Here is a 15,613-nt window from a genome sequence, read left to right as displayed (position 1 = left end):
AGTAAAACGTTTTACTTTACTCACATACTAGCACTTTTCATTTATTTTGTATACGTTTTCATATAGATTTAAGATTTTCGACACAATAAAAAACGAGTACACTTATCAAGGAATAAGCGCCCCGTCTTTGATGGATGATTATTGATTTAATTGTTGTGTTGTTTCTCTGACCACGAGTTCATTCGGCAATTCAATACGTTCAACCCCTTGATCAGTCTCCGTAATTTTCTTCACGATTAATCTCAGTGCTGTTTCCCCAATTAACGCAATGGGTTGGGCTACTGTCGTTAATGCCGGTGTCATATATTGCGAGAAACTGATGTTGTCATAACCTACGACTGAAATCTCTTCAGGCACAGTTTTTCCACGCTCATTTAAGCCGCGTATCAGCCCGATGGCCATTTCATCGTTAATCGCAAAAACCGCAGTCACTTGACTATCAATGATTTGATCAACGATTTGTTTACCGCCTGAAGGTGATAGTTCTGTTTCTATCTTTAACGGTTTTTGAACATCATGGGATTCGCAGTAATCTTCAAAACCTTTCACACGTGCCTGCATATTCGACATCATTTCATACGGTTGTACAATGGCAATATGTTGATGATTTAAATCAATAAGATGTGCTGCCGCTAAAGCACCGCCTGTTTGTTCATCTGTTCGGATGATATCGGTATACCCATTATCTTCACTTTGGTCTAACACGACATAAGGAACATTGTGTCTCTCTAAATAATTATTCATACTTTCAGGTTGATCGATTAATCGCGCAATGACTAAACCGTCCATGCCTCTTTCAACTAAATGCTTGATGTTATGTTCTAGATGGTCACCTGAAGTACTTAAGAAGAATAAATCCACATAGTCCGGCTTATGTTGTTCCATACTCTGCATAATCGCTGAGAAGAAAGGGTTCGTTAAACTGGGGACTAAAACCCCGATTAATTTAATCGTATGTCCTCTTAATTGTTGGGCATTTTTATTTGGAATATAACCTAATTTATCTTTAGCTGTTAACACTTTATCAATTGTCGCTTGCGAAAAGCGTTCTTGTTTATGATTTAAAATGTGCGAAACCGTGGTTAAGGATACACCTGCTTCTTTTGCGACATCTTTAATTGAAACTTTCTTCATTAGTGCTTAATCCCCTTACGTTGACAGACTCGCTTACGCAAATGTGCCACCTTTTTATCTCTTTCATCATATCATCTCTGATTTCGTTTGTAGAGTTCAATTCAATACAAACAGCCTATATTGCGACATACAATACAGGCTGTTGTTTAAAATACTATGATTTTATATGACTCGCATTTTGAGCGTCTTGTTTTTTAAGTTCCTCGCAAATACTGTGATAGATACGTGCACAGTTCTGATGATCGATATGGTCGAAAATCAAGCTACGGTCATAGTGTTGCGGTTCATTGTGTTTTACTTTGTCGGTAATTTTACTGATTAATTCATTTTCTGAATACGTAATATCACCGATAAATGTTTCATTAATCGGTCTTAGAATGCCTTTTCTAAAGAACTTGTTCACATCAAAGTGATAGAAAATCACAGGTTTATCCATATAGTTAAAGTCCGTGCTGACTGTACTGAAGTCTGTAATCAGTAAATCATGTTCAATCAATAAGTCTTGAACAGTTTTCGTCCCAAGCTCTATAAAGTTCACATGTTTCAATTCATGTTCACTTAAGTAATCTTGGAAGAATTGTTGTGCTCTATAGTGCGGATAGAAGTTGATTTCTACACCATATTGTTCACTTAAAGCTTTTAATTCAGGATTGTTCAAGAAACTGATATAACGTCTTAAGTATTCACTTTTTTCAAAGGCTTCATTACTGTTCAACCAATCACGCCATGTCGGCATAATTAAGACTTTCTTCATTTGTGGTTTAGGTTCTAGCGGCAATCTATCATAACGTGCTAAGCCAGTCACTGCGATTTCTTCAGGTTCATAGCCCATTTCATCAACTACGATATCGTATTTCTCATGATGGCTAGAGACGTTGAATAAATCGAATGGGTCATCATAGAATTTCTTATGATATTCAACATTCTTTCTACCGAGAACTCCGTGTTGTAAGAAGATTTTAATCGTTTCATCATAACCGAAGAATTGTGGTGCTGCTTTATATGGCATAATATTTTCGATATCATGTGTACTCATGACCACTTTCGCTTGTGGGGCGATACGTAAATGTTCATCTGAACCAAAGACTAAGACATTCTCCATATCTTTGATTTTTTCGTAGTCTTTAGATTCGCCATCAATGACGTAATAAACATCCGCTTCCGCATGTTCGTAAAGCCACTCAAAGAGCTGAATGCCGCTTTCTTGTGCTGTATCCGTACGTTCTCCGACCATCCAGATATTCGGATCTTTATGATTATGGTCATTTAAAATTTGAAGTTGACGTTCTGTCATCGTAAACGTTTCAAATTTAATGTTTTTAAATGGCGTCAATGTCAACATAAAGAACGTCGTAAGACCATTCTCTTCTACTGTTTTTAACGTATGGATGCCGTCTTTCTTATAGACCCCTTGACGGTATTTGATTTTTTCTTTTCTGATTAATGTATCTTCATCATAAATTGTGATGAAGACATCGATAATCGATTTATTTTCTGTCAATAACGTATTCAATTGGTCATAATCAATTGAGATATCATAAACGCCTCTCGCAATCGGTAAATGATATTGATTGCCTGAGATACGTTCTTCAAAGGTTAAATAATATCTGCAATGTTGATATAGCGGATGTGGCTGGAAGTACATATTCAAACTCTCTTCTGCCACTTGATTAATCCCTAATTTAAATTTAGGTTTACGGTGTGTAATGGTTAAACCGTATCGATTGCGGATTTGAAGCTGGTAAATTTCATGATCGATTTGATGTAAGGCATCAAACGGTCTTGTTTTACCTTGTAGTAAATAACAATGACCATTAATCTCAATAAATAATTTCTTCTTAATCGTTGTTTCTAAATGATCTAAAGCTAATTTAACTGTGACTTTATTACCCATCATCACTTGTGTCGGTAAGTAAACTGCGTTTTCGTAATCGACATCAATTAAACCTACTCGGATTTTATCCATCTCATCAAAGCTGCCTTTGATGAAGAATGAAAGATTGATATCTTCTGTGTTCATTAACTGAGTCATATAAACTTGGTCTACTGCGTAATACATACGATCAATCGAGAGTTGTTCATCCGTCCAGTCATATTCCATAAAGTAATGATGCACGATTTCTGGAGATTCAATTTTAGCTGGATACATCGTCGTCCCTTGTATCACATGTACTTTATAATTTTCTTTTTTCAAACAATCTTGGATATACGTGTAGTTAATCTTGTTATCTCTAAGATCTAGTACTTTCATATTTTGATCGTTAATTAAAAACACACTGTCTATGGGTGTTGAACTCGAAACTTCAATTGTGTCAGGACCTGCGCTTGTTAACGCGATAGGTAAAGCTTCGTTCACAAACTTGAAGCCTGTTTTAACTGGTTTAATCGTAATAGATTGATTAACAATCAGTTCGAAAATACCGTGATCCATATAGTATGTACGTCTTAATTCCGGTGCACGTGTCAGCCATAGGGCTTTTTGACCGTAATAGAATTTTATCGTTTGTGCAGGTTCAGCATGTGTAATAAAGTCGCTTTTAATTGCGACGATTAATTCATTTTTTTGATGTGATAAGATGTCGAACGTAATTTCTTGTTCGTCTAAAGTAATCGAAAAGTTGCGTGTATTAAAATAGATGAAATTTTCGTGACTGCATTTAAAAATAATAGTCCCTAGTTCTTTAATAATGTCACGAATCATAAATTGTCTAGTTAATTTATATCTGATTTTTTCAAGCACTATTTAGATGACTCCCTTCAACTAAATTTCTTCATCATTCATCCCTTGCGTCTCTTTTACATCTTCAGGTGTTTCAATATCCACTTCTGAAAATGCTTGATGGCGTTGTTTTAAGAGACGTTTCCAAAACCATCCTAGTATCACTACAGGAAACAACCACAGGATGTTCTTCCTCATATCCCTCACCTCTATTTCTCATAAATTATAACATGATACATTAAAAATATAACAAAATTTTTCGCATTATCTTTTTTAATGTGAAAAAAGATAATTAAAAACAACTAAAAAAGTTACTTTAAACCATTTCGGTATTAAAAAACACAGATTACAACTTTAACTTTTCATAAATTTTATTTCTTAGATAGATAAATGAACACTCAGTTCGTTTTGATTGCCTAAATCTTTTAATCTTTTTAGACTAGTACTGAGGTTAAAGAGAGGAGGCATCACCATGAATCATTGGGATGAAAAATTTGATTCCGACACATATATTTATGGTAAAGAAGCGAATCAATATGTTAAAAGTGTCTTTTCAGAAAAAGTAGATGCACCAAAAAAAGTATTGATGTTAGCTGAAGGTGAAGGACGTAACGCAGTTTATCTTGCGACATTAGGCTATGATGTCACAACGTATGATTTATCTAAAGTCGGCATTGAGAAAGAATTGAAACTTGCGGAAGAAGCAGGTGTTACAGTCGATGCGAACTATGGTGATATCACTGCGTCTGATTTAACTGCAGAAAATGCCTATGATTATAGCGTGAATATCTTCGGACATGTTCCTCCAGAAGGTAAACGCGGGATGTTCAACAACTTAATCAAACCTTTAAAATCAGAAGGTCATAGTTACTTTGAACTTTATTCAACAGAACAACTCGAAAATAAAACAGGTGGCCCACCAAACAAAGCCATGCTTTATGAAGTAGATGAAATCAAAGGTTATCTTGAAGACCTTCCTGTTAAAATCCATAGTCTAGAAAAACGAGATATTGAACGTAAAGAAGGTACTGCACACACAGGACATGCGAGCGTCATTCAAGGACATATTGAAAAGCTATAATAAATAAATGAAAAGCTGAGACATGTATTAAAGCATACTTTGTCTCAGCTTTTATTTGTCTTTTGAAATATCAATGATGTTTTGCATGTAAAGAATGCGATTGTGATGAACTCATACTTGCATAAGCAAACTTTTCATCGCTACTTTCTTTCATTTTCTAACACTTCAATTGACTGCTTGTCTTTTAATACTTCATCAACATCGCTTGAAGGATATTCAAGACCTATTGGTAGCCCTGTTGGTAGTTTTTCAACTACTGATTTCCAATCAATAATACCTTTATCTAAGGATATAACGATAAACTTACCGTCTTGTTCTGCTAGGTTTTTCAAGTGAATATAGGTAACATATGAACCTAATGTGTCAGCCGCATCAACTTCACTTTCTTGAACATATCGGAAATTACCCAAATCAAATGTATAACCTATATTTAATTTAGCTTTTTTAGCATCTTGTAAGAATTGATTAATCTTATTAATCGTTCCTGACTGTTGTGTTTGATCATTTTCAACCGTAAAGTTAAATGGTTGATCATTAATAAAATTCAGTTGTTTTAATTGACTAAAATGTCGATAATTTCCAATCGACATCTTTACGTTAGCCACATTAAGACGTTTAGCTTCTTCAAAATATTCGAAAATTTTAGGGTTTAATTCACCGTCATCTAAAAATATATAATCTGGCACGCTATAAAATAGCGTAATGTTTTTACTCTCCGCTGCTTTACGCATCTCAGGAATTTCTTTGTCGATGTCCACAAAGTACTCTCTTCTAGGTTCAATGTTATTGAAACCTAAAGATAAAATATCATCAAAAAGTTCAACTTGCTTCAAACCACTGTTAATTTTTGCTTGAAATACTAAGGTATTAAATACTAAGTTGTTGTTCATTGTTGTTCAGTCCTTTACATAAATTAGTAAACCCATTTATCATTCTCATCCATATCATAAACTGGTTTACTCAAAATGTCGACGCTTTCATTTTTTTATATTCAATGATTAAGACAAAAAAAACAGACCTCTCTAAAGAAGAAGTCTGCTTGTTATCATAAGTCGTGTGTATAGAATGTGTTAGCTCTTTAATACATCCGCATATTCTGGTGTTTTATCAAAGACACTTTTCGCAAATGGACATAATGGAACGATTTTCATATTATTTTCTCTCGCATAATTGACTGCTGCTTCTACCATCGCATAGCCTACACGTTGGCCGCGTAATGCTTCTGATACTTCTGTATGATCAATAATAAATAAGTTTGGACCTGTTGGGACATATGTCATCTGTGCTTGATAGTTATTTTCATCTTGGCCCACATAAAATTTATTGTGTCCGTGTTTTACTTCTGTCATTGAGATCACTTCCCTCTTTTTATTAATTTGATATTACCTTGTGCACCTCTTAAAAGCAAGAATATTAATTTATCTTACAATACTTACTATAATTCTCTATAGTATAACGAGTGATATTAATTTTAAACAACTTATTTGTGTGCTATATTGAACTTAAGTATTTGGCATAATATGAGGAGTGATAAAATGAGAAAGACTTATACTAGCGAAACAATTGATGTCTCTTTTGAACCGGCGCGTTGTATCCATGCAGCTGAATGTGTGAAAGGATTACCACAAGTTTTTGATACAAAGAAACGCCCTTGGATTGACCCTGCGAATGCGACAGCTGATCAAATCGCAGAAGTCGTAGAACGTTGTCCAAGCGGTGCGTTGGAATATCATCGTAAAGACGGTAAACCAAATGAACATCACGAACACACAGAAATCTCAATCGGCAAAGATAACCAAATTATTATTAAAGGTGAATTTACGTTAAACCATAATGGTGAAGTCATTGAATTAAACCGTGCGATTTTAAAAGGCGGTCCGAATATTTCGGATAATCCGTTCTATACTTTAGGTTAATCATCATATTAACTACACTTCTTGACTTGTTTATAAAAGAGTTAGAAGTGTAGTTTTATTAAGTTTATGCTTTATTAATAAATCTTATTTAAATCTTGTTGAATACAGTATTCTCTTATAGTAACGTGAGAGTATATTATCTTATAAAAGGATGGCCATACATTGTGAAAAGAGTTATAAGCATCATTGTGTCAGTTATGTTCTTAATGAATATACTGATTGCACCTACCGCTCACGCTGAACGGACGCCAATAGACGTTGCGAAAGAAAACCATCAAACGATTCAAAAACAGTTTGATCCTAAAAGTGCCTATGTGACTACCGAACAGGGACAAATTTTGTATGATTATCACGGCACACGTAACATCGACCCTGCTTCTACCGCAAAGTTGATGACCATATACTTAATATTAGAAGACATCAAACAAGGTGACGCTCACCTGTCAGATAAAGTTAAAATCACACCAACTTATGAACAAATGTCTCAACTCCCGAATTTGACGACATTTCCTTTAAAAAATAAACAAACCTATACTGTAGACCAATTGTTGAAACAAGCCATGTTAGAGTCTAGTAACGCTGCGACATTAGTACTTGCACACCATGTGGATGGTGATATTTCTAAATTCACAGACCGCATGAACCACACAGCGAAACAATTAGGGATGCATCATACACATTTTACTAATCCAAGTGGTGCGAATAACCAATTGATTCATCAATTTATCCCAAAGGCTTATAAAAGTGAAACAACTTCTCAAAGTACAGCACAAGACATGGCAATACTTTCTCAAGCAATCTTGAAACAGTATCCTGAGGTACTCAATTACTCAAAGTTAGAAACCGACAAACAGTATGGTAAAACACTAAAAAATACAAACTTATCGTTACCGCATGGTCCAGATGCATTAAAAATTGTAAATGCTGATGGTCTAAAAACAGGTACGAGTGAAAATGGCTACAATTTAGTATTAACAGCTAAACAAAAAAATCTACGTATCAACACAGTCATTATGAACGTACAGCCTTATCCTAATGAAGCTGCGAAACATGCACGCCAAAAGCTTGCGAATGCTTTAACGGAAGAAGCTTTCAAAAACTATGAATACCGTAAAGTTATCTCTAAAGGTGAACATGAAATTGATGGTAAGACGTATGAAGTAAAAAAAGATTTATATGATTTGGTGCCTAAAGACAAAGCTAAATATGACTTGAAAATTATTGAAGATGAACAATTAAAAGTAGACTATCCTAGAAAATTCCTTAAAGGTTATCATGCACCTTCTGTTGAAGTTGAGCCAGTAACGCAATGGGGTACTTTGATTTTAGGTGCGCTTGTCATGATAGGCGGCGTCATATTACTGACTGCAATCATCTATATTATTATGAAACGACGTAAATAATCATTCTATATGTAAAAATGAGCAGAATCTCACAGGTTCCGCTCATTTTTTCGAATCTATTTTTATTTTGTTTTACGTGTAACATCTAGTTCTGTTTCATATTTAGGTAATGCTTTCTTGAACAAGTATTCACCATGACGTACAGACGCTAGGCAGTCTGAGCGACGTCTTTGTGCTTCAAATACTGTTGGCGCATCTACTACGATAAAGTTAGCGGGTTTGCCTTCATCTAAACCGTATTCATCTTCAATGCGCATTAATTGTGCACCGTTGTAAGTGATTAAATCAAAGTTGCGTGGGAAGTCTTGTTCACGCATTAATTGTGTCGCATGCAGACCATTATCTAAGATATTCATCAAGTTACCTGAACCTGCTGGATACCATAGGTCTACGATAGAGTCTTGACCAAATGCGACGTTAATATCGTTATCTACAAATTCTTTTACGCGTGTTAAACCACGTCGCTTAGGATACGTATCTTGACGTCCTTGCAAGAATAAGTTCTCTGTCGGGCATGAAACAAAGTTCAAGCCAGATTGACGGAATAAGCCCATCATACGGAATGCATACGCATCATCTGCTGAACCGAATGAACAAGTGTGAGAAGCTGTCGTATAAGGACCATATCCTTGTTTCATTGCTTCTGCGTTCAATTGTTCAAGATAACGTGCTTCTGCATCATCTGTTTCATCACAGTGTACATCAATCAATTTGTCATATTTAATCGCAAGACGTACGATTTCTTTCACTGATTCTGCACCGTCTTCAGGACTCCATTCGTTATGTGGAATACCTCCGACACAGTCAGCACCTAGTTTCAATGCTTCTTCTACTAAGTCGCGGCCTGTTTTACCGTCTTCTTCGAATGAATACATACCATTTTGTGGGAATGCGACTACTTGAATTGTGATATTGTCTTTCAATTCGTCTCTGACTTCAATTGCCGCTTTAATCCCTGTTAAGTTAGGGTCTGTACAGTCTGTTTGTGCACGGATATATTGTGTTCCGTAGCTTGCGACATCATTGACTGCTTTACGCATACGTTCTTTCATTTCTTCTTTTGTCGTACCTTTTTTATAATCATTCCATAAATCAATCGCTTCAAATAGCGTACCTGATTCGTTTTTGATTTTAGGATCTTGTCCTGTAAAGTAGTAATCTAAATGCAAGTGTGAATCTACATAAGGTGGTAGCACTAAACGCCCTTGTAAATCGATGACTTCATCAGCGTCACCTAAATCATTACCGAACGCCACAAACTTGCCGTTCTCTACTAAGATTTCAGATGCATCATCATGTTTATAAATCGATGCGTTAATAAATTTTTTGCTCATTTCCATTCCTCCATCTCTCTTACCTTCACAAACAAAAAATTATTCAGTATTCCAAAAATGTTACGTCTCAATTTTATCAACTTAAGATTCAATAAAGAAACTTAACGCATTGAGTTTTACCACTTCGAAGCTATTTTAACCATATGTTCAAGCCGACGCTCATATCAATATGTAAAAATTATTTTATATTTTTATCGACTTGTATTGTGATACTGTTATATTATATAAATGCGATATAAAGAGCTAAGTAAGCTGTCACTTACTTAGCTTTTAATAAAGGCTCACAATGGATCTTGTGAAACTCTAACGAACCTAAATGGTTAGTTAACTTCTGTACTTAATTGTCCGTTAGTACAGAAGTTATTTTTTCCATCTTATTGATAGCTGCTTTTTAGTGCGTACGTGACTGTAACAATGGAACGTACGCTTTTAATTATTATTAAAACAAGTTAGATAAAACCACCTCGATTGCTTTATTAAAGGTTCGAGGTGGTTTTTAATTGATCCAATTTAGACAGCAACTATTAGACTTTTATAATGCACTCTACTAGAGACTCAATCATATTAGGGTACCGTGTATATATTTTCATTTGACTTATCTTGTACAATATTGATATGATAAAAATGTAATAAAAAGAGCTAAGTAAGCTGGAACTTACTTAGCTCCGAGTAAAGGCTCACAATCAGGGTTGTGAAACTCTAACGAACCTAAATGGTTAGTTAACTTCTGTACTTAATCGTGGTTAGTACAGAAGTTATTTTTTTGCCATCTTATTGATAGCTGCTTTTAGCAAAAAAGTCACTAAAACAACGGAACATACATTTTCAAAATTCAAATGAATTTCTATTAGCGTAATATCCATACTATCACCTCCCCGATAACTCCATTTAAGGCTCGAGGCGGCTTCACATACTTCTCTTTATTTCATGCAAGGTTCTTTACTCTTGGATATTATACCATCTTTATCTATAAATTACTTTATAATTTTTGAATGTAATATTTTTTCTCGCGAAGTAAAAAAAGAGCTGAAACAGCCAAAACTGTCTCAACTCTTCATTAGTTCATACAAATATTTATGAATGACTTACTATAATACTCATATCACCTTTGAATGTGATATCTAAATCTTCTGAAGTTATGACAAAATGTGTACCTTTGTCTATAGTGTTTGATTGGCCATCTACAATTACTTCTCCGCTTCCTTCAATCACAGAGATCAAACAATACTCATACGGCTTTTTGAAAATCAATTCACCCTGAATATCCCATTTCTCTACAGTGAAGAATTCATTTGATACAAATTGTGTAAATGCTTGCCCATCGCGTGTTTCGTGAATTGGTTTTGTATTTGGATTTGTTTGGTTTACATCGATGACTGCCTTACTTTGTTCAAGATGTAATTCACGTGTATTACCATGCTTATCTTTACGGTCATAGTCATAAATACGATACGTTGTATCCGATGATTGTTGTGTTTCTAAAATTAATATCCCTGCGCCAATCGCATGAACAGTACCTGCTGGTACATAATAGAAATCACCAGGTTTTACTTTTTCTTTATGGAATAAACCTTCGAATTCTTTATTATCTATCATACGCTCTAAATCTTCTTGATTATCTACATTAACACCATATATAATTTCTGCATCTTCTTTAGCGTCTAAAATATACCAGCACTCAGTCTTACCATAGCCGCCTTCATGTGCTTTCGCGTATGCATCATCTGGATGAACTTGAACAGATAATTTATCATTCGCATCTAAAATTTTTGTTAAAAGTGGAAACTCGTCTTTTTGGTCATTTCCAAACAATGCTCTATCTTCATTCCACACTTGTTCTAACGTTTTACCTTGATGCTCACCATTCTCAATCACATTTGAGCCGTGTGGCAGGGCTGAAATTGCCCAACATTCACCTGTTAAATCATTTGGAATGTCGTAATTAAATTGTTTTAATGCTGTGCCTCCCCAAATACGTTCTTGAAATACTGGTTTTAGAAATAATACCATACGTTATCATCCTTTATATTGCTTTTAGTATGTCGTAAATTGTCTCTTTGTCTTCTGCAGTGATTAATTTTTCACGTGTTTCATCGTCCATAAGAGTCTTAGATAATCGTTGTAATAATTTTAGATGTGTATCATTACTGTTGTTAGGTACGACAATTAAGAACACGATCTTAGGTAATGAGCCATCTAAACTTTCCCACTCAATACCGTTTTTATTTTGTAATACTGCAACTACAGGTTGTTTGACTGCATCTGATTTCGCATGTGGGATGGCTACGTTCATACCGATAGCTGTCGTAGATTCAGATTCACGTTTTAATACAGAGGATTTTACTTGAGCAAAGTCTTCAACATAGTTTTGGTTTTTTAGTTCTGTGATAAGTCGATCAATCACATCATCACGTTTCATTTCACTGTTAATTAATTCGATTAGGCTTTTATGGAAAACAGTACCTTCTTTTGTTTCTTGTGTTTCGTTTGTATTTGTGTCTGCGTATACCGGTTCTGTTTGTGTTTGAGTTATATTTGTTTGCGGATCTTGTTTATCAGAAAGTTCTGTTGTTACACCTTCTCCTTCAAGTACAGCAGTCGGTGCATTTTTCTTGAATAATAAAACTGTTGCTGTTGTGATTAAGCTACCGATAATAACTGCAACGAAGAACCACAATACGTGCTCAATGCCACCAAGTACTGCAACAATAGGACCGCCGTGAGCTACTCTGTCTCCTACGCCACCTATAGCTGCGATAGCTGCTGCTACCATAGCACCAATCATATTTGCTGGAATGATACGAAGTGGATCTTGCGCAGCGAATGGAATCGCGCCTTCAGTAATACCGAATAACCCCATTGTGAATGACGCTTTACCCATCTCTTGTTCTGAGTTATTAAATTTACGTTTTTGAATAAATGTTGCTAATCCTAAACCAATTGGAGGCGTACATACCGCAACCGCTACCATACCCATTACTGCATAGTTACCTTCAGCAATTAATGCTGAACCGAATAAGAAAGCTACTTTGTTAACTGGACCACCCATATCAAATGCAATCATGGCACCAATAATGAGTGCGAGGACAACAATGTTCGCGCCTTGCATACCTTTTAACCAACCAGTTAAAGCTGTAAATACACCTGAAATTGGAGCACCAATAATAAAGACAAAGATTAATCCAACTACTAATGAAGCTAAAATTGGAATAATGATAATCGGCATAATTGGTGCCATAGCTTTAGGCACTTTGACGTTTTTAATCCATTTCGCAACATAACCAGCGATGAAACCAGCAACGATACCGCCTAGGAATCCTGCACCAGCTTCACTGCCATAGAAACTTCCGTCTGCTGCAATAGCACCGCCAATCATACCTGGTACGAGTCCTGGTTTATCTGCAATACTATAGGCGATATAACCTGCTAGTATTGGTACCATAAAGCTAAATGACAATGCTCCGATTTTCTCTATAGATTTCCAAAATGAATCATCTGGAATGACTAAACCTTTAGCTGAAGGTTCACCGCCAAGCGTTAAGGCAATGGCAATCAATAATCCACCAACGACGATGAAAGGCACCATAAATGACACACCATTCATCAAGTGTTGGTAAATCATTTGTACGCCGCTCTTCTTCTCTTCTTCTTCATAACTGTCATCTTCTGAAGCACCTTCATGATGATAAATACGTGCATCTTGATCGATGATGCGTTGTATTAATTCTTTTGGATGATGTATGCCTTCTCTGACATTTTCGTTAATTAAACGTTTACCGTTAAAACGTGATAAGTCTACTTGTCTATCTGCCGCAATAATAATACCGTCTGCTTCTTTAATTTCTTTTGCTGTTAATACATTTTCTGCACCCACGCCGCCTTGTGTCTCAACTTTGATATCTACACCCATCTCTTTAGCTGCTTGCTCTAATTTTTCTTGAGCCATATATGTGTGAGCGATACCATTTGGACAAGACGTAATCGCTAATATTTTCATGTGAATCACGCTCCTTAGTTAAAGTGTAAGCGCTAACACTAAGACATAAAAAAAGATAATTACCGTTACTAGTGGCAATTATCCTTTAATCATTTTCATTAATTTAGTTTTAAATGGTTGTGATTCAAGATACATAAGCTCATCTATAGTTTTTTCATCCAGTTGCGCGATAGTTTGGATAATACGTTTTGTAAGCTGAATATCTTGTTTAGTCGTTGCTAAAAAGAAAGCTAATTTAACTTGATGCTCTTTCCAATAGAAACCTTTAGTGCTTTTAAAAACAATGACATGAGACTTTAATACTTTCTCAGGATTGCCATGCGGTATAGCAACTTGATTTCCTATATAGGTTGAAGACATTCTCTCACGTTCTAAAGCACTTTCGATGTACCCTTCTAATACAGCATGATTATTACTCAATATGTCTTGCGCTTTTTCAAATATAGAAGCAGTATTAAATGTTTTTTCACCTTCTGTTTCAACTATAAAGTTCACACCTGAAAACTCATCTGACTTCATAGCTGGTTTTAACTTTTTGGCCATAAAGGTTTCTAATTGATGCTTATCATCATCGTTTAAAAGCGGTGACACCTGAAGTAACTCTACATCTTTTGCAAGTTGATCAATAGTAATATCATGGGTTGTGATGAGCATATCAATTCCTGTGAAATCATAATGATCGATATCTTCCAATCTAATCGTATCTTTAACTTTAATATGCTCACTTAACTTCGAAACTTTTGTAGCAAGTAATTGAGAGATACCAATTCCATAATAACAAGCAATTACCACATTTAAATGGTGTTGTTCATTACGGTCAATTGAAGATTGAAAATGTATTGTCAGAAAGGCAATCTCATCCTCAGTTAATTCTACACCCGCTTCTTCTGTCATTTGTTGCCCAATATCATAAAGTACGTTAAAAATGAACGGATATAGTGCTTTAATTTCTTTAGTCAGTGGATTGTTAAGGTAAACTTCTTTCATAATTCTTAAATACGTCCGTCCAAAATGGGAATAGAGGTTCTCTTTCAGTACTTGGTCTTGCGTAAAGTGTACGCCTACTCGTTCTTCCATACGTTCAATCATTCGGTTAATATAGCTTTCTATAAATAGTTGTTGCACACCTAAGTCGAACTTATTAAAGTGATAGCTGATAAAAAACGAGAACAGTTTAGTCACTTGTAAATTCAAAGTGTAACCTAACTTAAGGTTTATTTCTTCAATAATTTTCTTTGAAATTAATAACGCTTCTTCATTTAATCCCCCGTTGATATTCTCTGTAAAGCTTCTCTTCATAATTAAAATCAAATGAATCAATAACTGTTCAACTTGAATATCTGAAGTTTTAATGTCAAAGTCATTGAGATTGCGTTTTATAATTTGTGTGATTGTATCTACATGCGCTCTAGGTAACTCGTCTAATATAAGTGACTCTACACGATGATTACGTGTAGAAAGCTGATTTAAATGAAGTGTGGCATTGTTTAGGTTAGTCTGACTTCCTACTACTTCTATACCTTTACGGGGCTTAACATTGATAGCTACATCAAACTTTTCACACCAGGCATGAATACGTCCAATATAATCAAGTAATTCTTTCTTAGTCAGATGATACATTTTTTCTAATTGATGTAATGTTAATTGAGTATTATTCATCAATAGTTGATAACCTAAAGTTACTAGTATTTTATGGTCCCTATCTGTATATTCTTCGAGTCGTTTTTCAATTTCTTTAATAGTATATTGCTTAGTGCTGATTTGATAACCTCTTGATTTTACACTTACTATTAAATCTTTCATAAAGTTTGTATTCACTGCTTTAATATCATTTCTCGTGGTACGATTCGATACATTCAAGAAAGTGGCTATGTCGTCAGACGTAAGATACTGTTCTGCATTATTAATAAAAAGTTGTATTAATTTAATCTGTCTTTCAATCATAGAAACCACCTCCTATTTATTATATTTAGTTTAAAGCACTTTAATAAAAATTCCTATCTTTTATATTAAGCACAATTTCTTATCC

Annotated in this window: 12 protein-coding genes; 3 read left to right on the top strand and 9 right to left on the bottom strand. The window is 35.0% G+C overall.

The features are described from left to right. Positions 1 to 138 precede the first annotated feature (138 nt). The 3 genes from rbsR to MUA87_RS00335 all read right to left on the bottom strand — a co-directional run bounded on the left by rbsR (position 139) and on the right by MUA87_RS00335 (position 4,051). Entirely contained in the window at positions 139 to 1,134 is a 996-nt protein-coding gene (gene rbsR, locus MUA87_RS00345; protein WP_061055026.1) for a ribose utilization transcriptional repressor RbsR, read from the bottom strand. Between the two features lie 154 nt (positions 1,135 to 1,288). Then, the gene (locus MUA87_RS00340; protein ID WP_262551017.1) at positions 1,289 to 3,874 is read right to left on the bottom strand and encodes a CDP-glycerol glycerophosphotransferase family protein; all 2,586 of its coding nucleotides are present in this window, start codon (positions 3,872 to 3,874) and stop codon (positions 1,289 to 1,291) included. 21 nt (positions 3,875 to 3,895) lie between these two features. Next, on the bottom strand, positions 3,896 to 4,051 hold the full coding sequence (locus tag MUA87_RS00335) for a hypothetical protein (protein WP_002480236.1): 156 nt from the start codon (positions 4,049 to 4,051) through the stop codon (positions 3,896 to 3,898). Between the two features lie 274 nt (positions 4,052 to 4,325). Between MUA87_RS00335 and MUA87_RS00330 the strand changes: the two genes are divergently transcribed. Further along, the gene (locus tag MUA87_RS00330; RefSeq protein ID WP_107547227.1) at positions 4,326 to 4,934 is read left to right on the top strand and encodes a class I SAM-dependent methyltransferase; all 609 of its coding nucleotides are present in this window, start codon (positions 4,326 to 4,328) and stop codon (positions 4,932 to 4,934) included. Positions 4,935 to 5,074: 140 nt separating this feature from the next. Here the strand turns inward: MUA87_RS00330 and MUA87_RS00325 are convergent, their stop codons facing one another. Further along, on the bottom strand, positions 5,075 to 5,824 hold the full coding sequence (locus tag MUA87_RS00325; RefSeq protein WP_262551016.1) for a sugar phosphate isomerase/epimerase family protein: 750 nt from the start codon (positions 5,822 to 5,824) through the stop codon (positions 5,075 to 5,077). A 180-nt stretch (positions 5,825 to 6,004) separates the two neighbouring features. Continuing rightward, positions 6,005 to 6,283 (bottom strand): GNAT family N-acetyltransferase, encoded by a 279-nt coding sequence (locus MUA87_RS00320; protein WP_262551015.1) that lies wholly within the window; start codon positions 6,281 to 6,283, stop codon positions 6,005 to 6,007. A 186-nt stretch (positions 6,284 to 6,469) separates the two neighbouring features. On the opposite strand from MUA87_RS00320, the gene MUA87_RS00315 reads away from it, so the two are divergent. Together MUA87_RS00315 and pbp4 are read left to right on the top strand one after the other, a co-directional pair. Continuing rightward, complete coding sequence (locus tag MUA87_RS00315; RefSeq protein WP_105980216.1) at positions 6,470 to 6,850, top strand: (4Fe-4S)-binding protein; 381 nt, start codon at positions 6,470 to 6,472, stop codon at positions 6,848 to 6,850. Positions 6,851 to 7,014: 164 nt separating this feature from the next. After that, positions 7,015 to 8,253 carry a penicillin-binding protein PBP4 gene (pbp4, locus tag MUA87_RS00310; protein WP_262551014.1) on the top strand — a complete coding sequence of 413 codons (1,239 nt, stop codon included), beginning with the start codon at positions 7,015 to 7,017 and terminating at the stop codon, positions 8,251 to 8,253. A 62-nt stretch (positions 8,254 to 8,315) separates the two neighbouring features. Here pbp4 and MUA87_RS00305 read toward each other — a convergent pair whose 3' ends face one another. The 4 genes from MUA87_RS00305 to MUA87_RS00290 all read right to left on the bottom strand — a co-directional run bounded on the left by MUA87_RS00305 (position 8,316) and on the right by MUA87_RS00290 (position 15,528). Beyond that, positions 8,316 to 9,587 carry an amidohydrolase family protein gene (locus MUA87_RS00305; RefSeq protein ID WP_023014842.1) on the bottom strand — a complete coding sequence of 424 codons (1,272 nt, stop codon included), beginning with the start codon at positions 9,585 to 9,587 and terminating at the stop codon, positions 8,316 to 8,318. Between the two features lie 1,074 nt (positions 9,588 to 10,661). Next, positions 10,662 to 11,597 carry a mannose-6-phosphate isomerase, class I gene (gene manA, locus MUA87_RS00300; RefSeq protein ID WP_061055021.1) on the bottom strand — a complete coding sequence of 312 codons (936 nt, stop codon included), beginning with the start codon at positions 11,595 to 11,597 and terminating at the stop codon, positions 10,662 to 10,664. Between the two features lie 13 nt (positions 11,598 to 11,610). Further along, entirely contained in the window at positions 11,611 to 13,584 is a 1,974-nt protein-coding gene (locus MUA87_RS00295; protein WP_262551011.1) for a PTS fructose transporter subunit IIABC family protein, read from the bottom strand. 78 nt (positions 13,585 to 13,662) lie between these two features. Beyond that, positions 13,663 to 15,528 carry a BglG family transcription antiterminator gene (locus MUA87_RS00290; protein ID WP_262551010.1) on the bottom strand — a complete coding sequence of 622 codons (1,866 nt, stop codon included), beginning with the start codon at positions 15,526 to 15,528 and terminating at the stop codon, positions 13,663 to 13,665. Positions 15,529 to 15,613 lie beyond the last annotated feature (85 nt).

Source organism: Staphylococcus simulans (assembly GCF_025561465.1).
In the GTDB taxonomy this organism is placed as follows: Bacteria; Bacillota; Bacilli; order Staphylococcales; family Staphylococcaceae; genus Staphylococcus; species Staphylococcus simulans.
The sequence above is the reverse complement of the archived record's forward strand: the minus strand, read 5'-3'. Positions and strand labels throughout refer to the sequence as shown.